The sequence below is a fragment of the Clostridium neuense genome (assembly GCF_045310695.1).
Lineage (GTDB): Bacteria > Bacillota > Clostridia > Clostridiales > Clostridiaceae > Clostridium_S > Clostridium_S neuense.
The window spans coordinates 82,266-106,078 of record NZ_JBJIAA010000016.1 but is presented as its reverse complement, the minus strand read 5'-3'; the positions used below and the strand labels follow the sequence as shown (position 1 = coordinate 106,078).

At 30.3% G+C, this 23,813-nt stretch carries 21 protein-coding genes and 1 pseudogene; 5 read left to right on the top strand and 17 right to left on the bottom strand.

Going from position 1 to position 23,813, the window contains the following annotated elements; genetic code table 11:
* Nucleotides 1-73: 73 nt before the first annotated feature.
* From ACJDT4_RS18065 to ACJDT4_RS18040, 6 genes and pseudogenes are all read right to left on the bottom strand, one after another.
* A pseudogene (locus ACJDT4_RS18065) lies at nucleotides 74-334 on the bottom strand (GyrI-like domain-containing protein); the annotation flags it as partial.
* 12 nt (nucleotides 335-346) lie between these two features.
* Nucleotides 347-511 carry a hypothetical protein gene (locus ACJDT4_RS18060; RefSeq protein ID WP_406788990.1) on the bottom strand — a complete coding sequence of 55 codons (165 nt, stop codon included), beginning with the start codon at nucleotides 509-511 and terminating at the stop codon, nucleotides 347-349.
* A complete protein-coding gene (locus ACJDT4_RS18055; protein WP_406788989.1) occupies nucleotides 495-671 on the bottom strand; it encodes a MerR family DNA-binding transcriptional regulator in 177 nt (58 codons plus the stop codon). Before ACJDT4_RS18055 ends, ACJDT4_RS18060 begins: the two co-directional genes overlap by 17 nt.
* Before the next feature lie 219 nt (nucleotides 672-890).
* Nucleotides 891-2,528: an ABC transporter ATP-binding protein gene (locus tag ACJDT4_RS18050; protein ID WP_406788988.1), complete on the bottom strand. Its 1,638-nt coding sequence runs from the start codon at nucleotides 2,526-2,528 to the stop codon at nucleotides 891-893.
* Entirely contained in the window at nucleotides 2,521-3,633 is a 1,113-nt protein-coding gene (locus ACJDT4_RS18045) for a helix-turn-helix domain-containing protein (RefSeq protein ID WP_406788987.1), read from the bottom strand. The genes ACJDT4_RS18050 and ACJDT4_RS18045 overlap by 8 nt, the downstream gene beginning before the upstream one ends.
* A 558-nt stretch (nucleotides 3,634-4,191) precedes the next feature.
* A complete protein-coding gene (locus tag ACJDT4_RS18040) occupies nucleotides 4,192-5,421 on the bottom strand; it encodes an iron-containing alcohol dehydrogenase (RefSeq protein ID WP_406788986.1) in 1,230 nt (409 codons plus the stop codon).
* A 240-nt stretch (nucleotides 5,422-5,661) separates the two neighbouring features.
* Between ACJDT4_RS18040 and ACJDT4_RS18035 the strand changes: the two genes are divergently transcribed.
* Nucleotides 5,662-6,939, top strand: a complete 1,278-nt coding sequence (locus ACJDT4_RS18035) for an esterase/lipase family protein (protein WP_406788985.1) — start codon at nucleotides 5,662-5,664, stop codon at nucleotides 6,937-6,939.
* 182 nt (nucleotides 6,940-7,121) lie between these two features.
* Here ACJDT4_RS18035 and ACJDT4_RS18030 read toward each other — a convergent pair whose 3' ends face one another.
* The 9 genes from ACJDT4_RS18030 to helD form a co-directional block, all read right to left on the bottom strand.
* Entirely contained in the window at nucleotides 7,122-7,607 is a 486-nt protein-coding gene (locus tag ACJDT4_RS18030; RefSeq protein WP_406788984.1) for a sugar phosphate isomerase/epimerase family protein, read from the bottom strand.
* 50 nt (nucleotides 7,608-7,657) lie between these two features.
* The gene (locus ACJDT4_RS18025) at nucleotides 7,658-8,539 is read right to left on the bottom strand and encodes a hypothetical protein (protein WP_406788983.1); all 882 of its coding nucleotides are present in this window, start codon (nucleotides 8,537-8,539) and stop codon (nucleotides 7,658-7,660) included.
* Between the two features lie 129 nt (nucleotides 8,540-8,668).
* Nucleotides 8,669-9,391: a metallophosphoesterase family protein gene (locus ACJDT4_RS18020; protein WP_406788982.1), complete on the bottom strand. Its 723-nt coding sequence runs from the start codon at nucleotides 9,389-9,391 to the stop codon at nucleotides 8,669-8,671.
* Between the two features lie 131 nt (nucleotides 9,392-9,522).
* Complete coding sequence (locus tag ACJDT4_RS18015) at nucleotides 9,523-10,128, bottom strand: TetR/AcrR family transcriptional regulator (RefSeq protein WP_406788981.1); 606 nt, start codon at nucleotides 10,126-10,128, stop codon at nucleotides 9,523-9,525.
* A gap of 11 nt (nucleotides 10,129-10,139) precedes the next feature.
* The gene (locus ACJDT4_RS18010) at nucleotides 10,140-11,099 is read right to left on the bottom strand and encodes a ketopantoate reductase family protein (protein ID WP_406788980.1); all 960 of its coding nucleotides are present in this window, start codon (nucleotides 11,097-11,099) and stop codon (nucleotides 10,140-10,142) included.
* Between the two features lie 453 nt (nucleotides 11,100-11,552).
* Nucleotides 11,553-13,079 (bottom strand): M1 family metallopeptidase, encoded by a 1,527-nt coding sequence (locus tag ACJDT4_RS18005; protein WP_406788979.1) that lies wholly within the window; start codon nucleotides 13,077-13,079, stop codon nucleotides 11,553-11,555.
* Between the two features lie 105 nt (nucleotides 13,080-13,184).
* Nucleotides 13,185-13,754 carry a class I SAM-dependent methyltransferase gene (locus ACJDT4_RS18000; RefSeq protein ID WP_406788978.1) on the bottom strand — a complete coding sequence of 190 codons (570 nt, stop codon included), beginning with the start codon at nucleotides 13,752-13,754 and terminating at the stop codon, nucleotides 13,185-13,187.
* A 557-nt stretch (nucleotides 13,755-14,311) separates the two neighbouring features.
* A complete protein-coding gene (locus ACJDT4_RS17995; protein WP_406788977.1) occupies nucleotides 14,312-15,490 on the bottom strand; it encodes an FprA family A-type flavoprotein in 1,179 nt (392 codons plus the stop codon).
* Between the two features lie 88 nt (nucleotides 15,491-15,578).
* Nucleotides 15,579-17,882, bottom strand: a complete 2,304-nt coding sequence (gene helD, locus ACJDT4_RS17990) for an RNA polymerase recycling motor HelD (protein ID WP_406788976.1) — start codon at nucleotides 17,880-17,882, stop codon at nucleotides 15,579-15,581.
* A gap of 167 nt (nucleotides 17,883-18,049) precedes the next feature.
* Between helD and ACJDT4_RS17985 the strand changes: the two genes are divergently transcribed.
* From ACJDT4_RS17985 to nadC, 4 genes are read left to right on the top strand one after another with little or no spacing between them, the layout of a single operon-like run.
* Complete coding sequence (locus ACJDT4_RS17985; protein ID WP_406788975.1) at nucleotides 18,050-18,556, top strand: ECF transporter S component; 507 nt, start codon at nucleotides 18,050-18,052, stop codon at nucleotides 18,554-18,556.
* A gap of 30 nt (nucleotides 18,557-18,586) precedes the next feature.
* Entirely contained in the window at nucleotides 18,587-19,498 is a 912-nt protein-coding gene (gene nadA / locus ACJDT4_RS17980) for a quinolinate synthase NadA (RefSeq protein WP_406788974.1), read from the top strand.
* A 5-nt stretch (nucleotides 19,499-19,503) separates the two neighbouring features.
* Nucleotides 19,504-20,805 (top strand): L-aspartate oxidase, encoded by a 1,302-nt coding sequence (locus ACJDT4_RS17975; RefSeq protein WP_406788973.1) that lies wholly within the window; start codon nucleotides 19,504-19,506, stop codon nucleotides 20,803-20,805.
* Complete coding sequence (gene nadC, locus ACJDT4_RS17970) at nucleotides 20,786-21,625, top strand: carboxylating nicotinate-nucleotide diphosphorylase (protein ID WP_406788972.1); 840 nt, start codon at nucleotides 20,786-20,788, stop codon at nucleotides 21,623-21,625. Before ACJDT4_RS17975 ends, nadC begins: the two co-directional genes overlap by 20 nt.
* Here the strand turns inward: nadC and ACJDT4_RS17965 are convergent.
* Together ACJDT4_RS17965 and ACJDT4_RS17960 are read right to left on the bottom strand one after the other, a co-directional pair.
* Nucleotides 21,622-23,268: a B12-binding domain-containing radical SAM protein gene (locus ACJDT4_RS17965; protein WP_406788971.1), complete on the bottom strand. Its 1,647-nt coding sequence runs from the start codon at nucleotides 23,266-23,268 to the stop codon at nucleotides 21,622-21,624. The genes nadC and ACJDT4_RS17965 overlap by 4 nt on opposite strands.
* Nucleotides 23,240-23,776, bottom strand: coding sequence for a hypothetical protein (locus tag ACJDT4_RS17960; RefSeq protein ID WP_406788970.1), 537 nt, complete (start codon nucleotides 23,774-23,776; stop codon nucleotides 23,240-23,242). The genes ACJDT4_RS17965 and ACJDT4_RS17960 overlap by 29 nt, the downstream gene beginning before the upstream one ends.
* Nucleotides 23,777-23,813 lie beyond the last annotated feature (37 nt).

Genomic DNA, 23,813 nt, shown 5'->3' with positions numbered 1-23,813 from the left:
CTTAAAACCGTTTTTAAGTTTTCAGCTTTTGTTTTTCTTGGATCAGATAGATAAATTTCATGATGTCTTTTCAATCTTCACACCACCATAAGCCTTCAAGTGGAGGTATCACATATTCAAAATATCCTTCCAGTTTATTTCCTCCCATTTTAATTGTATATGATAATGCCTATAACAATTCTACAGCTGCCCTATATTCTCCATCTTCCTCATTAGGATTGCCCTTACCATCTACCATAATAAAATTCATTTGAGGTACATCAATTAGGCTAGGTTTTCTTTTTGGCATATATAAATCTGTAAATTCTTTTTTATAATCTAATTTATTTTCCATGCTTTTGTCCTCCTATACTATAGGTACAATAATATGAGTTATATAATTATCTGGATTTCCTTTAACTGCACCATAAAGTCTTCCAAAATACTTTGAAACGTCGCTGTATTTGCCTTTAAATCTAATGGCTGCCACAAGCACCTCTTCAATATTTTTAATTTCAACTTTGTAATTCATATAATTTACCTCTTTCCTTTCTGGATTTATGTAGAGGTCTATTTTTTTTATAAGCGCCTTTTCCTTTCTCATTTTTTCTTCTATAATTTTCTTCATCATAGTACCTTAAAATTTTTACCGTTAAACCTGCAATCTTAGAAAATTCACCTATCTTATACACTTTATCACCTCTACAAAAATTAGTATAAACTATCCCCCGCACTGGAAAGTCAAGAGTCTATATAACAAAAGTACATATAAGCTTTAAATTACTAAACCCTTTTAACCACATTTAATTATTAAATAGAGTAAAGAATACAATTGACAGAGGACAGTGGAGGTAGAGTTGACTTCTAATTTAACATTATGAATTTGATATTAGTAATTTTAATCTTACAAGTCATTCATCTATATTAACAGTCTTATCTATAAAATTCATCTCATCAATTAAGTGTGAAACCACAATAAGTATTCCTTTGAATTCTCTTGTTCTTAAAATACTTAATACTATTTTCCTTGTCTCTGCATCTATATTGGAAATAGGTTCATCTAAAATTATTACATCTTTATCTCCCAGCATTGCCCTTATAAATGCTATAATCTGTGCCTGTCCTCCTGAAACTCCACAAGTATTCTGACTTATTTCTGTGTCTAAGCCTTTTGGCATTTTATTTACATACTCCTCTAAATTTAATTCCTGTATTACTTTCTCCGCATCGCTTCGATTTTTCTCATTTTGTCCATATAATATGTTTTCAAGCACAGTTCCTTTAAACAAAAATATATTTTGTGATACTATTCCAACTCTTTTTCTGAGACTTTCAGTGTTAATTTCCTTAATGTCAAAATCATTATAAAATATGCTTCCAGAGCTTACACTATAAAGTCCCAGGAGAAGCTTAATAAGTGTTGATTTTCCAGAACCATTTTCACCTTTTATAAGTACTTTTTCGCCCTTTTTAATTTCAAAGTTTAAAGAACTCAAAACAGTTTTATTTTCGTCATATTTAAAACTTACATTTTTTAGTTCTATAGATTTTATTCTTTCATTTAAAATTTTATCTTTTCCAAAGTTTTCGTCTTTCATGTCCAAAAGTTCATAAATCCTTTCTATGCTAAGGCAGGCTGGTTTCATAGTTGTGCCTATTGTAGCTATTCCTTGTGCACTTGAAAAAACTTTGCCTATATATAGTGAAAATGAAGTGTACAAGCCTATTGTAAATTGTCCCTTTAAAATTAAAATTCCTGCAATGAGTAAAATTAAAAGAGAACCAAAATTACTTATAAGCTCTGTATTTTCCATAAAAAGAACCATTGATTTACTCTGCTTTATGCTTACCTTTATAAGTTTACTTAACTTTTCTTTGAACTTCATAAGCTTACTTTTCTTACCATTAAGCACTTTAATAGTCTCAATTCCATTTATTATCTCATAAGACTCACCGTTTAAAAAAGCACTGGCTTCCATCATAGCCATTGTATTTTTCATAAAATTTTCAGCCGATAACTTTGCCGAAAAGAAAAATACAGGTGCTAATAAAATTGCAACAATAGCTAATTTATAATTTATTACAAACATAGTTACTACTGCAAGCCCAGCATCTACAATGCTCAAAAAAACACTGATAATTGATGGTGAAAAAATGCTTCCAACAGAGCTGCACTCATTTATTCTACTTTGAACATATCCTTTTTCTGTTTTTGCGAGATAACTCATGGGTAAATCCATAACCTTCTCCATAACAGAGCATCTCATTTCATTTACCACTAAATTATTTATTTTTACAAAAATATATTTTGAAGCAAAAGAAATTGCATATCGAAAAACATATAAAAGTGCTATTATTCCTATATAAAAGTAAAGTTCATTAAAACCCTTTTTTCCTAACAATACCTTGTCCATTAAATATCCTATTATATATGGAACTGGAGTTGAGATAGCAGAGCTTAAAATCATTCCTATAATTCCAGCGGTAAATATTATCCAATACTTTTTCAAAAACGGCTTTAACTTTAAAATACTACTAAGCTTACCCAAGTGAAACACCTCTTTCTTTAAGAGCATTTAATTTATTAATTATTTTCCTAAAGTTTTCATTTTCTCTTACAAGATCAAATACTGGTTCTTCTAAAATTTTAATTATATTTTCATATAAGTTCATAGTTATAGCTCTTTCGCCTTCTGTAAATTCATTAAAGCACCACACTGAACTAAATTTTCGCGGTTTATTTAAATCATTATGCACCATATCATTAAGCATTTTATTTAACATTTTAATTGCCTTTTCCTTTTCGTTAAACTTTAAATAAGCTTCTGCTAATCCTAAGTAATCTTCCCATAAACTAAATATTAAGTATCCTTCACTAGAAAAAATTTTCTTAATATCAATAGATAATTTATAATACTTCTCCACAAAATTTAAATTTTTTTCATTTTCAATATATGAATTGGCCAATGCCATAGAAACAACATTAGAAAAGAATATGTCTTTGTAAAGTTCGCTTTGAAATATTTTTCTGCCTTTTTTTATATCACCTTTTTTAATATAAATACTTGCAAGAATTATATTGGTATTAATTTCACTTTTATGAATTTTATTTAAAGCTTCTATTGCATCATCCTCTCGCCCCTGTGAACTATAAATATTACTAAGTTGAACCAACGCTTGCTCTACTAACTCTGCTTTGTTACAATTTTCAACCACATCTTCATACATTTTCATGACCCTTACTTGCATTTTTTTAGTTGTGTCTTCACTATTACTTTTCCATGAATATATAGTAAATAAAAATCCTATCCTAAACTTTAAATAGTAACTTGATTTATATTTTAATAAATATTCTTCACATTTATTAACCGCAGCATCAAATTTTCCTTTACTAAACAATCTATCGCATTCTTTGAATATTTCCATAACTTCATCCTCTGAGAGTTCAACCTTATAATTAAGAAGTTCATCTATAGAAACATCAAAAAAAGCAGCAAGAGAAGGCAGCAGTGTTATATCTGGATAGGAATTTCCGCTTTCCCATTTTGACACTGCTGCTGTAGATACCCCCATAAAGTTTCCAAGCTCCTCTTGAGTAATCTTCTTCTTTTTTCTAAGCCTGAATATAGTTTCACCTATCTGCAATTTGTCCATGTTTTATCACTCCAGTAATTTTATTGTAGAATTTATATTTAGTATATATTACATAAATGATTATTCCAATGGATGTGTAGTTAAATATACTAAAAAAATTTAACCAGTGGTTAAATTTTATGATACAATTGCAATAACAGGCTTTTCTGAAAATAAAAAAGTCACAAATTCTTAACTAAGAGGAACTATACTTTATGATTGAGTATAAAAACGGAAAAGAATACTGGAAAGGTCATGAATGCACTGATAATTTCATATTTCGTACATTGGCAGACATGTTCCCACAAGATTATGAACGATATCAAATAGAATCACTAGAATTTAAGAAAAATCATATTGTTTTTTGCTGTTCTAACTGTGGTTATAAATTGGTATTAAATAATCCTAACACATCTGATATAAATTGTCCTTCATGTAAATCAACATCTGTTAACAGAATAGTATAATGAAAATAAAACTTAAATACCAAATCATAAAATTCTTACAAGTTTCAGTGTGTTTTATCTTTAACAGTGAACTATTGGAGCTTGCTAGAACTTTATGATTTATTAGCTTTATTTAATGTTTCAAGCCATTATCCATATACAATTTTTTAACAAGTTCCTCACATTCACTAACACTTATTATTTTAGGTACTGGATAAGCTGGATTTCCCTCTTTAGTCGCCCTTCTAGCAATTAAAGGTATATCCTCATCTTTTAACTCTTTAATACCTAGTGGTATACCCATATTTTTGTTCATACTTTTTATTTTTTCTATAAATTTTAGAGCTAAATTTTTTGAGGACTCATTTTTATCTCCTAATCCTGAATAAACTGCCATTTCGCCAAGTTTTTCATATGCAGTCTCTCCATAATACTCTAACACCTTTGGAAGTATTATAGCATTAGCAAGTCCATGAGCAACTCCATATAAACCACCAATACTGTGAGCTATAGCATGAACATATCCAACATTAGCTCTAGTAAAAGCATGGCCTGCGTAATTTGAAGCTAGTAACATAGCATTACGCCCTTCAATATTAGTTCCATCTTTATATACCTTCTCTAAATTTTCTATAATCATTTTTGCTGCCCTTAATGCCTTGTCATTTGTAAAACTTGTTCCATCATTGCCTACATAAGCTTCAACTGCATGAGTTAATGCATCCATCCCTGTTGCAGCAGTAAGATGCGGAGGAACTCCAACTGTTAATTCCGGATCAAGTATTGCAAAATCTGGCATAAGCTTTAAGTCTGCAATTGCATATTTTTCATGTGTTTTAGAATCCGTTACCACTGCTGCAACAGTAGCTTCTGAACCACTTCCTGCTGTGGTTGGAACTGCAAAAAGAGGTGGTATAGGTTTTTTCACTTTTAAAAAGCCTCTTAAATCCTTAATTTGCAGATTATTATTAGTTGCCCTTGCTGCTACTACCTTTGCACAATCAATAGGTGATCCTCCTCCAATTGCAACTATAGCTTTACATTTACTATCTTGATAAATCTTAAGGCACTCTTCAATGTTATCTATGCTTGGATTAGGTTTTACATTATTATAAGTTTCATAAAATATGTTATTTTCCTTTAGTTTTTCAAAGAACTCATTTAGCAAACCAGATTTCATTATAGTATTACTTACTACAATAAAAATTCTATCTATATTTTGCTCTTTTATTATGTCTGGTAACTTATTTATACTTCCAGCACCAGATATCAATTTAGGCTCTTTAAACTTTACAAGATTAATTCCTGCCTTCATCGCCGCTTGAACTGTTCTGTAATAGACCTTTTTTAATGTCCAAATCATATTTTATCCCCTCACTGATAAACTCAATTTTTATAAAACGTAAAAAAATACCAATTTCTTTTTATATCTTATATCTTATTTAAAATAGCTGTCAAGTTTTATGTGTTATATTTTTGTTTCACAATTTACTATTCATATGTTTGCTGATATTTGTCATCAAAAATGGAAATTTATTCTTTTACATTTATATACATATATTTAATATTATGCTATAATATTTTTTCATAAGGAGATGATTTAATGAGAAAAAACATCAAAAAATTTTTAATTACATTACTTCTTATTGCAAATATATTTTTATTTATGCCAAACAACAGTTATGCAAAATCAACTCATATCACATCAAATAATAACTACCCTATAGTAATGGTTCATGGCCTTTTCGGTTGGGGGAACAATGAGCTTTTCGGGGAAAATTATTGGGGAGGCTTTGAAAGTCTAAGAGATGTTTTACAAAGCAAAGGTTATACTGTTTTTACCCCAACTATAGGTTGTGTATCTAGCAATTGGGATAGAGCTTGTGAACTATATGCCTATTTGAAAGGTGGTACTGTAGATTATGGAGAAGCTCACTCAAAAAAATATGGTCATGCAAGATATGGAAGAACTTTTCCTGGTGTATATCCAAGCTGGGGTACACTTTCTAAATCAAATCAACTTCAAAAGGTTCACCTAATTGGTCACAGCATGGGTGGACAAACCATAAGGGTGCTAACTCAATTACTGGAGAACGGTGATAAAAATGAAATTGCTGCAACTCCAAAGAAAAATATCAGTCCCCTCTTTGTAGGGTACAAACATTGGGTTGACAGTGTTACAACCATAGCCACTCCACATGATGGCAGTCAAGAAGCATATAAAAATTATACTCTAGAGCCTGCATTTCATGATTTTTTTGCAGCTATGGCAGCACAAGGCGGATTAACAAGCTCCAATAATCCATGTCTTGATTTAAAACTAGATCAATGGGGACTTAGAAAACAACCTAATGAATCCTTCAAGCATTATTATACTAGAGTGTTTTCCAGCAATATATGGAAAAGCACTAAGGATTTAAGTATATGGGATCTAAAACCTGAAGGTGCCAAAGAATTAAATTCATGGGTAAAAGCTCAAAATGATGTTTACTATTTTTCAATAAGCTGTAAAGACACCCACAAAAGTTTATTAACTAGTCATCAGATTCCAAACATAAATATGAATCCTGTTCTTTTACAAAGTTCATATTTTATGGGAGCATTTACAAATAACAAAGCCGGAGAAGTAAAAATTGACTCTTCTTGGTGGGAGAATGATGGAATAGTAAGCATAATATCTGCAATAAGCCCTAAGGTTGGCTCCACAGATAAAGTAATTGACTACAATGGTACCCCTCAAAAAGGAATTTGGAATTACCTTGAAAAAATAAATAATATAGATCATATTTCTGTAGTTGCCTTTAGAAATAATTCAGATAGAGCTTATTTAGAAAATAAATATGTTGATTTAGCTAAAATGCTGTACAATCTTCCTAAATAATAAAAAAGGTAAAGTAACAATGATTTAGAGCATTAAATAAAGCTAATAACTCGTTCATTCATCACTGTTACTTCACCTCCCTCGATAGTGCAAGGAAAAAATTTCTCCGTGACCACGGAAGTTTAGGTGTGAATCTTTGTAACCAATTAAATTTTTATAACATATCATCCAAACATCATAGTCTATATTAATTCATGTGTTTTTAAATATTCTACTGACTTTTCAAGTGCATCTACTGTTTTCGTTTCAATAACACACCTACATCCATTATCTTTAGCAACTTTAAATCTTTCTTTCAAATTTATTTCGCCACTTCCAAGTACTAAATGATTTTTTTCTCCCTTTGCATCGTGAATATGCATATGTATTAATCTACTACTATTTTCAAGTAAGAGTTTTATACCATCAAGCATATAATTTTTGTAACCATCAGTGTTCTCAATACAAATTTTAATATTGTTGCCTCTGATTGCCTTATCACAAACATCTCTAAATTTCTTTAAATAAGCCATATATCTTTCTTCATACTCATCAAATAAATATACTTTTTTATCTGGTAGTGTAAAATGAACCCCTTCTGCCATGTGCATATTTAATACTGGTATCTCCAATTCCTTTGCAAACTTTATTGCCTCAAGTACAGTATCCGCGTAAGCTACTGCATTCAATTAATGTTGGCATTCCAAAAATAATATTATTTTTCATTGAAAAAGCCTCATCAAAGCTTTAAATTCCTTTTATTCTCATTAATATTTCTCATTAATATTACAAATAAATATATACAGCCTAAGTTTGCTATTAAAAAAATAACTATTTGAATTAAGCTTACCACAACCCCAGAAAGCATCATATTAATCATCATAACAGTAATTGTTGTAAGCATTGAAAATCCTTTAACAATTATTATAGATGATATTAAATAACCATAATTATTTTTCCTAATGAGGAGAATTCCAGATAAAATGGCAAATGGAACAACAAATCCTAAGTCCATTCCTTGAATAACCAAGGTAGTATAATGTTCTAACCCATCTGGTGCTGCTCCCGTCTTTAAAGCTTGTGCTATCTTGCCAAGCCACATCAGTCCTATTGCTGTACCTATAAATATTTCAAATCCACCTATTAGCTTGTTTGGCAGCTTGTCACTAAAGTTGTTTTTCATATTAGATATATCAATTTCCATAATTGACAATATAAAAGCAAACAAACTACAGGACATTAATATAACATAAACCAAAAAAAGATAATTGAAATTCCAAAGAAAAGTATAAGACATGTATGTGTATAAAAAGTAACCTAAGGTTCCTGTAAGAAGCAGCTTCCCTCTCAAACTTTCCTTTCTAAGAATAACCATAGAAATTATAAGCATAGGGATTCCAAGTATTAGTGTCACCAAATCCTGAGCCTTACCTTGAGCTACAACTGAAATTGAATCATTTTTGTATATTCCTCTTCCATAAACAGTAATCTTTTCTCCACTTACTGATGTTATTACATGCTGTCCATCACCACCATGAGATAATAATCCTACAAATGAAGAAACCGCCGCCAAAATTATTATTATGGCTACCAGAACCCTTAGGTATTTTTTTAACTTCATAAAAATCATCTCCTATACTTGAATTTTTTCTTTTGTTTAACAGTGTTTAATTCATTAACAATGTTAATTCTACCATTAGAGATAAATTCAATCAATGATTTTTAGTATAAAAAATTAAGTACTTGAAAATTAAAGTTTTCCTCTATACTCTGCCGTTTTTAATTCCTTTATATATGACTCTAAACCTGGCATTTTACTTTTAACTGCAAGCTTAATAGCTTTTCCAATATCATATGGAACTCTTACTAAACTTATGGACAATGCTAAATTTTCTTTTTTACCATATTCCCCTTCAATAACAGCATAGGACGCTTGAATTATTTCTAATGGATTCCCCACACTTCCTGCATTAAATATTGTTTTCCCCTCAAAACTATCCATATAGGCTTCATGAATATCTCCATAACCAATTACATCAGCTCTATTATTTCCGCCCTTTGGATCTTTAAAAAGTGTATTTTTTTCTTCATAATCAGCTGCAAATTGAACTCTATGAAATACATCATCTGGAGCTGCATGACACAGCCTTACAAGTCTGCCGCTCATAAAAAATTCTGCATACATTGGAAGACTTCTTAAATAATCTAATCTATCTTGTCCTAGTTTTTTTCTATGCCATAGTATAGTTTTGTTATCATCACATTCTGTCATAAAATAATCCCAGTTTCCTTTAACAACAATTTCACAATTTTCTTTTATCATATCTACTGCTATATCTGAATCCGGTCCTTTTCCTGCTATGTCACCTAAACATATTATTCTTGTTATTCCCCTAGCTTTTATGTCAGCTAGTACAGATTCTAGAGCTGGAATATTTCCGTGGATATCGGAGATTATGGCTAGTTTGTCCATGGTGGATACCTCTTTTCTTAATCATTTAATTTTGCTGGACCTATATGCAAAATCTAAAGGCTTCCTATTATTAATGTCATTTATTAAAAACTCTCAAATATTAAAAAAAACAAAAATATCATGTATGCATATTATTCCATCCATTCCTTCAAATTAATATCAAGCATTTTTTCAAAGCAAAAATATAATTCTTTCATGATAGCTTCAGCATTTATTGGTGCTGATGTAATTCCAAATATAGAAAACATAATAGAATATGCTCTTGCAGTAGTATCATCAATTCTAAAAACCCCTTCATCGCGACCATCATTAAGAAATACTTTCATACTTTCAGATAATTTGTAATAAGCTAAAGTTCTTAGCGTATCTAAAGATTGCTTATTATACTTTTTTTCTGAGTTGTAATCACTCATTAATGGCTTCATTTTAGAAAACCGAATTTCACATGCTGACAGTACTTTTTTTAACCTTTCCTTAACCGAAATTGAACTTTCCTCTAATATATTAGCAATTCCTGTAACAAATTTTTCGCTAACAACGTCTAAGGCTGCCAAAAAAAGTTCCTGCTTAGTTGAAAAATATCTATAACAAGTTCCCTTTACAATGCCAATTTTTTCTGCTATTTCCTCAACTGAAACATCATAATATCCTTTTTCTATAAAAAGATTTGCTGCAACCTCCAGTATTTCCTGTTTACGCTCTTCTGGAGCTTTTGATACTCTTGTTTTTTTATTCATATTACTTACCCCTAAGTATTCTTTTTATCTACATACTTAATTAAGTATTCTCTAAGCTTATTTATATTTGGTGTTGATAAATTTGATTTTTTAATCCATTCTAATAAAGCTTTGTCTAAATGATCCATTTCTCTCCAACCAGATTTACAATGATCGCTTATTCCCAATTTTCCAAGTGGTGTTGCTGCACACACTTTTAATCCCAAATAAGTTATTCTTCTATGATTTTTTACAAAACGTTCGCTGCTCTCTGGATCAATCTTGTATCCCAACTTAACTAGTACATTACATCCTTCTATTATAGCATCAATAGCAGCATTTAGTGCTTTTTTATTTCTACATATTTTTCTCATATCACAATTTGACATATAAGCAAGGTATGCTAGTGGCATAATAAATACAATATGTGTCTTAAAAAAATCATCCATATTAGCGTGATAATGTACTTTGAATCTTGTTTTCTTAAATATTCTTTCTATAATCGATTTATAATCATTCTCACCATCTAAATCTCCGATATCAAAATCTGGATGCTTAGTATGTACACTAATTACTTTTCCCTCTTCACGCCTTCCTCCAATACTAAAAAATCCAAAAAGTACTCTAGGGTTACTTGAGGATGTTTTTTTAATTTCCTCACTTATTTCTTTTGCATTATCTTCATTACCAACAAAAACAAACATTGGACACTTAACATTGGCACTAATAGCTGGTAATACAGACTTAACTTGTGAATTCTGCATAACTATAAAAGTCACATCATATTGATCTTCTGGCAACAGTTCTTTCACTACATTTATTTTATCTACTGTTGTTTTTCTTTGGAGATAGTGCCTAATAACTAGGCCTTTTTCTTTTAGTTCTTCATATCTTTTACCTCTAGCTAAAATCGTAACCTCATGACCTACTCTTTTTAATTCATAAGCAGCATATGAGCCTAAAACACCTGCTCCATATATTAGTATTTTCATAAAAATCCTCCCCACATAATATTTTTTATAGTTTCTTAAATGCTATTCCATTATTTTTAACTTACAACACAATAATACTTCTTTAATGACTAATAGTCAATGACTATTAGTCATTAAAGAATAAAAAAAAATAAAACTGTTATACTAAAAATTTTTTGCAACTAATAAAGAATATGAGGTAATATCATCTTGGAATTAATTAGCTACAAATATTCGCACTTAAAATTCCGTAGATACGGATGAATTTTTTCCTTGCACCTAAGGTGGGCGCGAAGTAACAATGCTGAAGGAGCAGTTTAAAAAAATTCTAATAAATCTTGGCTCAAAAATCATAAAATACTTAGAGTTTTAAATCTGTTTGAGCATCTTTTCAGCGAGTTATTTAAAACTCTTAGGATTTTATGATTTTTGAGGCTTAGATTTATAGAATCTTTTTAATGTGACGAAGCATTGTTACTTCGCATTGTTTCCTGTCAGTTCTCCCTTTAGCCACTCTCCAGTATCTTTACCACACTGCTCTTCAACTACCTTATAAAAATCTTTTAAGGTTCCAATCTTAAACTTATAATTTTTATAGTATTCTTTAAAAATATCTATAAACTTTTCATCTCCAACCTTTTGTCTTAATCTTTCAATAACTTTAGGCGCATCAGTATATATTGCAGTTTCATACTGTTCAAGACTGCTATACTTATCTACAGCTCTATTTAAAGGCTCATCTTGGCTTATATTCTTTTGAAGGGTATTATCATCAGATATTTCAAAGTCACTAATTCCAAATAAAGTATCTTTACCAAACTTTGCACTCATAAAATAAGAGGTAAAATATGAAGCAAGACTCTCATCCAAAAATGACTCCTTAAATTCATTATTTCCGACTGTAGAATACCACCACTGATGTAAAGTCTCGTGAATTATTGCCATATCAAATTGAGATAAATCCCTATCCGTGCAATTTTCATTAAGCTTATTGTAATTGCCCATTTGCGTTACAGTAGGATACTCCATATCTCCACCATCCAAGTAAGTTTCTGCAATATTGTATTCACTGAAAGGATACTTTCCTATTTTCTCATCAAAGAACTTAATGGTATCACATGCAAGATTAAGCATTCTCTTAGCTGAGCTTTCATAATCAAAATAATAACTATTCACTTTTATACCATCAATTTCAGAGGTAACTACCTTATAATCCTTAGACATAAACATATCAAAATCTCTATTATCTTTTGCTTCAAAACTGTACTTATCCAGAGCACCAGATTTATCTTCTGAAGTTTTTACACCTGTAGTAGCTAAAATCATACCCTTAGGAACTGCTATATTAACCCTATAATCCGAACTTTCACTATAGTTTGATTCACCTACTGGACAAAAAGGATTTTCATCAAATTTGCCACTTTCTTTATCGTAAATTGACAATATTGGATACCAATTAGTTACCGAAATTACATTTTGAAAATATCCCAATCTTTGCTTTCCTTCCGGTATCTTAAGCGTAAAAGCTATATTTACCTCTGCCTCTTCATCCTTTTTTAATGGCCTTTTCAAGGTTATTTTTAAAACTTCTTTGTCCTGCGTATATTTTTTTACTCCTTCACTGGTTTTTACTGAGTTTATATTTATATCTCCAAGTTCCTCCTGTGTTACAGCAAATCTTTTTTTGCCAACGTCCGGCATAGTATCTTTTGAATTATAGGAATCCGCATATAAATGAAATACTAATTCTTTAAGATCTACCCCGTAATTATTTTTTAATTTAACCACTTCATTACCGGTTATAGTTTTATTTTCATCATTTAAGGTTAAATTCATATCATATCTTGTTCTTTCAAGTGAAGATTTTTTAATCTTATGTATTGTACTAATAACTGGTTTCTCTGCCTTTTTATTTTTTGTACCCAATTCAATATAGCAAGCTGTAGAAACAATTGCTGCACAAATTACTACTGCCGCTATAATTTTCACTCTTTTTTTCATAGCATACACTTCCCCTAATCTTTTTAGATAAGAAAATGATACCACAGAATTGTTCCAAAAATGTCACAAGTATATTTATAATAAAAAAAAGTACAGAACAAAATTCTATACCTTCTTTTTAAAAATATATATCACAAAAAACCCTCTATCATCTTCATTTTCAATGTACCTTACTAATTCAAATGAACTATGTAAACTTTCAAAATCCTCTGGCTTTATTAAATCTTCCTCTTTAATTTTAGAATCAACCTTATGTTTATGTCCAAAACCACATACAAATAAAATTCCGCCTTCAGCCATATGCTTTCCTAGATTTTTAATGTTATCTAAACTTAATCTATAATGGTTGATTACAATATTATCAAATACACCTAAATCTTTTAGGGCATCCTGTTTTGTCAAATCAACCTGCTTTACAGAAACCTTTAAATTTTTTCTTACTGCAAAATTTTTAAGTCTTTCTAAAGCTCTAGAACTAAAATCAATTCCTGTTACTTTAAAACCTTTTTCAAGAAGGAATATTGAATTTCTCCCATCACCACAGGCCACATCAAGAAGTGATCCATTTTTTAAGTATTTAATATTTTCTACTAATGAACCTTCTGGACTTAAAATCTTATCCCCCCTACTTAAAAACTTTTCGTCCCAGTACTGCTTGTCTCCTATATAATTCATAATTTATCCATCCTTTATTACAAATTACGTTATATTTTTACTCTTCAATAATATTAATTACATCTGAATATACTAGCATAGTGTCCATTTTACGTCAAACACACTACTATCCTCCTATAAAACTAGATTTTATAAATTATATTTAGTCATTGTTCAATTACACAACATAAAGAAGGCGTACTAGAAAAAGCTAGAGATATGGTTTACTTGGACAAGGCACATTAATTATAGATATGCAGCTTGGAAAGTTTAATTTACTAATGTGAAATTAAACCCATAGAACTAGGATTTAACTTATGGTACAACATGGTACAATTAACAGAAGACAGTTAAGGATGATTTTTATCTGCTACTCTTTGAAAAATCTTAAACTTAATAATTACGCATGGGGTAAAACATAGTGTTCAGCATGGCTAACACTATTAAGTTCTAAGATTCACCTAAGCAAAGCGAAAGGTAAACCATCCTTAACTGTAAATTGTACACTGAGATAAATTTTAGTTTATATAGATACACTCAGTACTGACAATTTAAATCTTTCAAGTTGTATATATATACTATAGTAACTCCACGTATTTGTCTACAAATTCATCTGCTTCTTTATAGTTCTTTTCTCCTGGAACAAATTTAAATCTTAATCCTTCATCAGTTGTTTTAAATTTTAGTGATTTAAGTCTATCCATCATCATAGGAACACCTTCACCACTCCATCCGTATGATCCAAAAGCTGCCGCTGCTTTACCCCTGTTTGTTATAGGGCAAACAAGTGAAAGTACATCCCAAACCGGTTTTACTGCATCCTGGTTTATTGTAGGCGAACCTATTAAAACTCCATCAGCATTTGAAATTGCATTTACAACTTCATCCATCTTCATATTTGTTATTTCATGTGCTTCGGCTTTTATACCCTTTTTATTTATCTCTTCAGCTAAGTAATTTGCCATTTTACCTGTGTTGCCATAAGCTGTTATATAAAGTACTTGAACATTCTTTTCTTTAGGATCTTCTAGCTGTGCCCATTGCCTATAGAGCTGTATGCTTTTTTCTACATCGTCTATATGTATAGGTCCATGACTAGGAGCTGCAACATCTATATCAAGATCTTTGATTTTATCTAGTCCCATAATAACGAACTTCTTAAAAGGTCCCATTATTACATCAAAATAGTATTTCATTTCTGGAAGATAACCTTCTCTATCCTTATCCATTACAGAACCTTTAGGACAATAATGGCATCCCATTACATCACATGTAAAAAGTATCTTTTTATTTTCCAAATAAGTAAACATAGTATCTGGCCAATGTAAATTAGGTGCTGAAATAAATTTAAGTGTATTTTTTCCCAAATTAAGTTCCTTAAGACCTACTGCATCAATACTTTCAAAATCTCCATTTACTATTTCTTTCAAATATGTTATGGCTGCTTTTGAAGCTACAATTTTAGCTTCCGGATAATCCTTTATAAGTCTAAAAATAGAACCACTGTGGTCAAGCTCTGTGTGCTGAACTATAATATAATCAACTTTCCTATCTCCAATTACGCTTTTTATATTGTTTAAAAATTCATCATAAAACCCATCTTTTACACTATCAATTACCGCAACTTTTTCATCATCAATAAGGTAAGAATTATATGTTGAGCCTTTTTTAGTTTCCATTATTATATCAAAAACTCTCAACTCTTCATCCTTTACACCAACAAAGTAAACATCATCTTTAATTTTTTCTACTCCCATATTATTACCTCCAAACCAATATCTATCTTATGTTAATATTATAACACATTACAATTCAAAATCAATAGTTATAGATAATTATTATCTGTTAATAATAATTATCTATAAGTTTTGATTTTTTTCCATTATAAAATATATATTCAAAATGAAGAGCCCTTGTAAGAACAACATACAATATTTTTTTATCTAGCTCATTATTAGAATAGTCATCATCACTGCAATTATATACGATAGTACAATCAAACTCCAAACCTTTAGTCATATAGGATGGTATCACTACTCTAGTTAAATCGTAGTTTTTCTCATTATCACGAATAAGCTTCCAATCATATTTTCCATATCTTCTTAAATAATCTTTTATCCTTTTACATTCTGCATGATTTTTGCCAACAACAGCTATTGTTTTTTTGCCAGCCTTTTCAACATCTACTACTATAGCATCAACTTTTTCACAAAACTCTTTGTTACATTTAAATTCAATAACCTCTGGAGCTTTTCCATGTCTTAAAACTGGTTTTGCAGGTTTTAATCCATTGCTTTGCTTTTTTAAGACTTCATTTGCAAAATTTATAATTTCAACAGTGGAACGATAGCTTTGAGTTAAAGCAACATATTTAAAGTTCTCATTAAATATATAGCTATTTAAGTCCTTCCAATTATCAATACCCTTGTAAAAATATATTCCTTGACCTAAGTCACCTACTATTGTAAATGAATCATTTAAACTCAATTTTCTAAGTGCCGAAAATTGAAAAATGCTGTAATCTTGAGCTTCATCAATAACTATATGCTTATATATACTCTTTTCACTTATTTGTTCTATGCTAAATTTTATATAAAGCATAACAGCTAAATCGTCTGCATCAATCGTGTCATTTTTAGTATTTGAATTAAACTCATCAACCATATATTTTAGAAGCTTTGAAGGTACTTTGTTTCCTACAATCTCTTTCATTACTTCTTTACTATTAAAGAACTCCCCTAAAAGCTTTTCCGTATTTGTGTGCTTCCAGTTTTCAAAGTATTCATCCATCCTTTTCCTAGAAAGATGAGTTATATTCTTTTTTCTAAAATCCCTTTCATCGTAAAGTTGTATTAATTTTTTTCTTCTCTCAATTCCATCTTCCATAGTTTTTTTAATTCTAGCAATATTATACTCATAATTAAAGGATATTTTTTCGCATATGTTGATTATTTTATCGTTTATTTTAAGTTCAAAATATTTTTTTATCTCGTCTTTTCTCTTATCTATAGGAAGATGGGCCATATCACCTACAAAAAGTCTTTTAACTTCCTTTTTATCAAACAATACATAGTTTTCAACCTTTATATCTTCTATCTCTGAGTCCTTTTTTTCAATATATTTTAAATATTCATCTATTATTTCCTTAAACAGCGGAGAACCCTTTAAAGTACTCGCAGCCGTTATACATTTTCTTTTTATCTCATCATTTTCCTCAAGTACATCCGCAAGCTTTTTATCCTTTGTATATACTTTGCCTTTTAAATTAAGAAGTTTTAACGCCATATCTTCAAAAGTAACTTGTTTTACTTTATTGGCTCCAAGTCCCGGAAGTACATCTGAAATATAATCAAGAAAAAGTTTATTTGGTGCTACTACAAGAACATCTTTTCCAGAAATACTTTTGCTGTGTTTATAAAGAAGATATGCAAGCCTATGAAGTGCTATTGTAGTTTTTCCAGATCCAGCAGACCCTTGGACCACAAGAGCAGAATTTCTATCACTTCTTATAATATCATTTTGTTCCTTTTGAATGGTAGCAACTATATCCTTTAACTTTCCACTTATATTTTCTTCAAGATTTATTCTCAAAAATTCATCAGCTAAAGCATTTTCTCCATTTTCTGCTGACCTCAAAATTATTTCATTTATACCTTCATCAAAAGCATCTTTAAGTTTAGAATCCTTTATAATAAACTTTCTCTTAAGATATAATTCACCATCCACATAGCCATTTGGAATTTTATAAGTAACTTCTCCTTGAGTCCCACTGTAATAAACATCAGCTATAGGCGCTCTCCAATCTATTACTTTTTCTTCGCCATTTGTATTATCACCAAGTCCAAATTTTCCTATATAATAGCTTTCTATATTAATACTTCTTTTTTCTCTAAAATCTATCCTTGCAAAATATGGAGTTGGTTTTGCTTCTAAGTATTTTTCTAAATTTTTATGAGTTATATTATAGAGTTTTTCTGATATCTCAAGTTCCTCATTGTATCTTCCCTTCGATTGCTTTTTCAAATCTGCAATTTTATCCTCAAGCTCTTTATCATTTTGCTTTGCTATTTTAATTTGGTTATCAATCCATTTTTCAGCTTCATAAAGTCTTTTATCTTCTAATTGAAATTCTTTTTTTTCTATTGCCACACAATACACTCCTTTTAAATGATAAGCTCTATACTATTCTTAAATATAAATATTATAAGTTAATAAGTCAACACTTATATAAATAAAATATTTTTTTATATTTACAGTTAGTAAGCATTGTTGTATACTACTGTATATACACTAGTATAGGGAGGTATAAAAAACAAATGAAAACCAATATAAAAAAATTAACCTTTTCAGCACTCTTAACAGCACTTGCGATAGTAATTCCTGTAGTTTTTGGAGGATTTCTAAGAATTACGCTTCCGCCATTTTCCGCAACCTTGGCTTCCCATGTCCCTATGTTTATAGCCATGTTAATTTCTCCAGAAGTTGCAATAATAGTTGGAATAGGCTCCGCTTTCGGATTTCTAATTACAGCAACACCTGTTATAGCTGCAAGAGCTTTAACACATGCTGTTGTAGGATTTGTAGGTGCTCTACTTATAAAGCGTGGAGTTTCTTTTAAAAAAACAATTATCTTTACTGCACCTGTACATGCTATATTAGAAGCACTTATAGTCATTCCATTTGGCTTTACAGCTTATAATGCTCTCATTGTCGTTGGCGTTGGTACTATTATTCACCATTTTGCAGATGGCATACTATCTTCAATATTTGCGGGTTCAATACAAAAGGCTTTAAAAATAGATTTTAAAAAAATAGCAGCTTAAAATTGCCTGCTTTAGAAAGAAGATGTAATTGTGATTGAAAATTTAGAGGATGAAATTCTTGAGCTTAAAGCAAAAAGAAATGCTATAATACTAGCTCACTATTATCAAAATCAAGAAATTCAAGAAATAGCTGATTTTGTTGGAGATTCATATGAATTAAGTAAAATTGCAAAGAACAATTCAGCTGATGTCATAGTACTTTGTGGAGTAAGATTTATGGCAGAAAGTGCAAAAATTCTTTCACCACACAAAAAAGTAATTCTACCAGCTATAAACGCTGGATGCCCAATGGCTGATATGGCAAATGCCCCTAGCTTAAATAAGCTAAAAAATGAGCATAAAAACGCAAAGGTTGTTTGTTATATAAACTCATCTGTGGAGGTAAAAGCACTATCAGATGCTTGTTGTACCTCCTCTAATGCTGTAAAAATTGTTAAAAACATAGATTCAAATGATATCATATTTCTTCCAGACAAAAATCTTGGTTCTTATGTTAAAGAACAAGTTCCAAATAAAAACATTATACTTTGGAATGGCTTTTGCAGAGTTCATGATATGGTCACCCCTGAAAATATAATAGAAGCAAAAAAACTAAAGGAAAATTTAAAAGTTCTCGTCCACCCAGAATGTTCTTATAACGTAAGAGAGCTTGCAGATTTTATTGGAAGTACTGCCTCTATGATAAGATACGTAAGCAGCGACAAAGACACCTGTGAATACTTAATTGTAACAGAAACGGGAATAATGTATAAAATGCGAGAAGCAAATCCAGACAAGAAATTTCATACATTAAACAAAATGATTTGTGTAAATATGAAAGCTACAAAATTAGAAGACATATACTTAAGTTTAAAAAATATGACCAACGAAATAAATATTGAAGAAAGCATAAGAAAAAAAGCTTTTGATGCTTTGAATAATATGCTTATACTTGGGAGATGATTTTTGTGGACATGTATTCTGATGTCCTTATTATCGGGACAGGAGTTGCTGGACTTTATTCAGCTCTTAATATTTCAAGTGATCTTAGTGTAATAATTTTATCAAAATCCAAAGCCTCTGAATGTGATACTTACTTAGCTCAAGGTGGAATTTCAAAGGCATTAAACGAAGAAGATAAAAAATTGTTTGTGCTTGATACCTTAAAAGCAGGTCACTTTAAAAACAACAAAAAATCTGTTGAAATACTTGCAAATGAATCCATAGAAAACATATCAAACTTATCAAACTTAGGAGTTAAATTTGATATTAAAAACAATACTTTTGATTATACAAGAGAAGGTGCACACAGCGTAAATAGGATAGTTCACAGTAGTGATAAAACTGGTAAAGCTGTTTTTGATGCACTTTTCTTTAATGTACTAAATAAAAAAAATATAGAATTAATTGAAAGCACCTGCATATTCGATTTAATTACTGAAAATAATCATTGCTTTGGAGCTGTGGGAATACACAATAGTGAAGTATACAATTTTCACTCAAAGGTTACTATTTTAGCCTGCGGTGGTATTGGCGGAATATTTAAAAATTCTACTAATCAAAAGACACTTACAGCAGATGGAATTTCAATTGCCGTAAAAAATCATATAGAACTTAAAGATATAAATTATATTCAGTTTCATCCAACTGCATTATATGAAGAAAACCTATTGAATAGAAACTTTTTAATATCAGAGTCGGTTAGAGGTGAAGGTGCAAAACTCCTAAATATAAATAATAAAAGATTTGTAAACGAGCTCCTTCCAAGAGACGTTGTAGCTAATGCAATTTACAAAGAGGAGTTTAAGAGTAAAAGTAATTATGTTTACCTTGACTTGTCTTCAATGGACGGTAATTTCATAAAAAATAGATTTCCTCTAATATATAATGGCTGCATGGAAAGAGGCATAGATATAACAAAAGAAAAAATACCTGTAACACCAGTCCAACATTATTTTATGGGTGGAATAAAGGTTGATTTTAATGGTAAAACATCAATGAATAATCTTTATGCTACAGGTGAAATTAGCAACACAGGAGTTCATGGTGCAAATAGGCTTGCGAGTAACTCTCTTCTTGAAGGACTTGTTTTTTCAAGGAGAGCCTCCAAAAATATAAATAGCACAATTTCAAATATACTGCCAAAGGATATTAAAACAAAATTCACCTTTGAAACTGCTTTAAATGAAATACATAATAACAAACGAATTGCAATAGAAACTTTTAAAACTGCTCTGGGAGGTAAAAAAAATGAATTGGTCACTTTATGATGATTTTATAAAAAATGCGCTAGATGAGGATGGAGCCTATAATGATATTACAGTAAATTCAATTATCCCTCATAATTCTGAAAGCATAGTAGATATAATCTCAAAGGATGATGGTATTATAGCAGGTATAGAAATATTTAAAAGAGTATTTTTTATACTGGGAAACACTAAAGCTACCTTTAAAATAAACGATGGAGACAAAATAAAAAATGGTGAAATTATAGGAAGTATTAAGGGCAGTACTTCTATTATACTTTCAGGAGAGAGGACCGCACTCAACCTTCTTCAAAGGCTCAGTGGTATAGCTACAACTACTAATAAACTTTGCAACGCCGTAAAAGACACTGGAGTTAAAATTGTTGATACTAGAAAAACAACTCCAGGAATGAGGGTAATGGAAAAGTATGCAGTTAAAATTGGAGGCGGGTTTAATCATAGGTTTGGATTATCTGATGGGATATTAATAAAAGACAACCATATAGCTGCTGCTGGAAGCATAAAAAATGCCATAGAATTAACAAGAAAAAACACTTCCTTTGTGAGAAAAATAGAAGTTGAAACAGAATCAATTTCTGAGGTTAAAGAAGCCTTGGAAGCTGGTGCCGATATAATAATGCTAGATAACATGAATGCAGAAGATATAAAAAAATCCATTAAGATTATAGATAAAAAGGCTCTAATTGAAGTATCTGGCAACATAACCTTTGATACCATAAAAGCTAAAGCTATAAAAGGAGTGGATTTCATATCCTGCGGTATGATAACTCACTCCTCTAAGAATCTAGATTTAAGCATGAAAAATTTAAGAAATATAACTTAGAATAATATGTAATTATCCCCCAAAATTTTTAAATCTTCATTTATGTATTTTGTAATATCAATGCAAAACTTCTCAAAATGCATATTTTTATTGTATTCACCTTTTTCCTTAAGCATATTCTTTATTAGGCTTTCCTCGTCTTTCTTGTTATATCTATTTAAGAAAGGAGGAATCCAGCTTTTTTTATTAAACTTTAAATAATCGTACTTAATAATTTCCTTAAGGATGCTATTATCTTCTTCTAAAACTTCATCATTAAACTCAATAAATGCTTTGTAGTAACCACTTGAAGAAACATTTCTATTTAAATATCCTTTTCTATAAAAAAACTCTCCAAGCTCGTGATAGAAGTAAAATGGTGTTTTAAACTTAGGGACCATATAATTTAGTATATTAGAAAACTTACCACTATTATAGTACTTATCTACTACAGCTTCTACTCTCTTTAAAAGCATTATTTCATCAAAGGTAATATCCTTAGTTCGCAATATCTCATATGGAGGATAAGGGGAATAGGACATTCCCCAGCTTTCTGCTTCATCCCTCATAGGTGAACCTTTTAGAAGCTTTAAAAAACCAAGTTGAAGTTCTTCTGGTTTAACTGAATAAACATCATTAAATGATTTTATAAATGATACTAAATCTTCACCTGGAAGACCTGCAATTAAATCCAAATGTTGTTTTATATTATTAAACTTTTGAATACAGAGTACTTTTTTCTTTATATCTTCAAATTCAACATACCTATTCACATTTCTTAAAACCTCATCGTTAGTGCTTTGAACTCCAACTTCTAGTTGAAACCTACCCTTTGGAGCTTTGTTAAGCACTTCTAAGCACTGATCTGTTAGTATATCTGCTGAAATTTCAAAATGGAATAAAGTATCCGTATCAAGATCAGCCAAGTACTTCCATAATTCTATTGTAAGCTTGGGGTTAGCATTAAAAGTTCTGTCCACAAACTTAACAAGCTTTACCTTTTTATCAGATAAAAATTTAAGCTCTTTTTTTGCCCTTTCTAACTCTAAAAATCTTACTCCTCTTATGGTAGAAGATAAACAGTATTTACAATTAAATGGACATCCGCGCGAAAATTCATAATAGACTATTTTATTTGAAAGATCATCGTCCTCACCATATGGAAATACTACAGAATTCATATTCATAAGTTCCCTTGCTCCTCCATATAGTATTTCGCCATCTGAGTTTTTACTATAAAGCCCCTTTATGGTGCAATCCATTCTTTTGAAACCATTTTTTAATTTCCATAGAAAAAATTCACGAAGGGTCTCTTCTCCCTCTCCCTCTATAACAAAATCTCCTGCACTTTTCAAAAGAAAATTTCGGCTATCATAAGAAACCTCTGGCCCGCCATATAATATTTGTATGTTCGTATCTACTCTTTTAATTAAATTAGCAAGCTTTTCTACAAATTCTATGTTCCAAATATAACACGAAAATGCAACCAAATCAGGCTTTTCATCCATAATAGAAGCAAAAACTCTCTCAAGTCTATCGTTAATTGAAAACTCTTTTATGCTTATATCAAAATCAATGTCCTTTGTATAAGCTTTTAAGTATCTTACTGCTAAATTGCTGTGTATATATTGTGAGTTAACCGCAGTAAGCAGCACTTTCTCCATTTATATTACTTCCCTTCTTTTGTGCCTTAATGTAATATACATTATTAGAACGCTTTAATTCTTGTATTTCAAAATATGGTTTCATCATACTACATATTTTATCACAAGAATTATCCGAAAGTATATTAAAATCATTTATCTCTATCTCTTTAATTTTCACATCAGGAAGCGCAACCTTGAATTTCCCTCTGAATGTCCTAAATACGGTCTTATCAATATCCCATAGATACATAACTCCATCATCTTTCATAAAATCATGCATATCCTTAAAGAATTTCTTTTTTGCACTATCTAAAGTTATATCTTTAAGTGCAAAAAATGCTACACAGCTATCATAAGCATTTTTTCCAATATACTTTTTTTCCTCTTTTCCCTCTACATAGTCAATATCAATTGCCTCATCATTATTTTTGCATAAGTCATAAATTATGCCATAATTTTTTAGTCCAACATCTAAAACATTCCCCTTGAAAATTTCCCTCTCAAAATTAATAAATACCTTTTCCATAATACACCTTCCCCTAAATGTATTTTATGCATAGTGA

Bases quoted from the DNA above. Each gene is read 5' to 3' on its own strand.
- ACJDT4_RS17965 (WP_406788971.1), bottom strand. From the start codon at position 23,268: ATGGAGAAAGTGCTGCTTACTGCGGTTAACTCACAATATATACACAGC.
- ACJDT4_RS18045 (WP_406788987.1), bottom strand. From the start codon at position 3,633: ATGGACAAATTGCAGATAGGTGAAACTATATTCAGGCTTAGAAAAAAG.
- ACJDT4_RS18060 (WP_406788990.1), bottom strand. From the start codon at position 511: ATGAATTACAAAGTTGAAATTAAAAATATTGAAGAGGTGCTTGTGGCA.
- ACJDT4_RS17995 (WP_406788977.1), bottom strand. From the start codon at position 15,490: ATGGGAGTAGAAAAAATTAAAGATGATGTTTACTTTGTTGGTGTAAAG.
- ACJDT4_RS18010 (WP_406788980.1), bottom strand. From the start codon at position 11,099: ATGAAAATACTAATATATGGAGCAGGTGTTTTAGGCTCATATGCTGCT.
- ACJDT4_RS18020 (WP_406788982.1), bottom strand. From the start codon at position 9,391: ATGGACAAACTAGCCATAATCTCCGATATCCACGGAAATATTCCAGCT.
- ACJDT4_RS18035 (WP_406788985.1), top strand. From the start codon at position 5,662: ATGAGAAAAAACATCAAAAAATTTTTAATTACATTACTTCTTATTGCA.
- ACJDT4_RS18000 (WP_406788978.1), bottom strand. From the start codon at position 13,754: ATGAATTATATAGGAGACAAGCAGTACTGGGACGAAAAGTTTTTAAGT.
- ACJDT4_RS18005 (WP_406788979.1), bottom strand. From the start codon at position 13,079: ATGAAAAAAAGAGTGAAAATTATAGCGGCAGTAGTAATTTGTGCAGCA.
- nadC (WP_406788972.1), top strand. From the start codon at position 20,786: ATGAATTGGTCACTTTATGATGATTTTATAAAAAATGCGCTAGATGAG.
- ACJDT4_RS18025 (WP_406788983.1), bottom strand. From the start codon at position 8,539: ATGAAGTTAAAAAAATACCTAAGGGTTCTGGTAGCCATAATAATAATT.
- ACJDT4_RS18015 (WP_406788981.1), bottom strand. From the start codon at position 10,128: ATGAATAAAAAAACAAGAGTATCAAAAGCTCCAGAAGAGCGTAAACAG.
- ACJDT4_RS18040 (WP_406788986.1), bottom strand. From the start codon at position 5,421: ATGATTTGGACATTAAAAAAGGTCTATTACAGAACAGTTCAAGCGGCG.
- ACJDT4_RS17985 (WP_406788975.1), top strand. From the start codon at position 18,050: ATGAAAACCAATATAAAAAAATTAACCTTTTCAGCACTCTTAACAGCA.
- ACJDT4_RS17960 (WP_406788970.1), bottom strand. From the start codon at position 23,776: ATGGAAAAGGTATTTATTAATTTTGAGAGGGAAATTTTCAAGGGGAAT.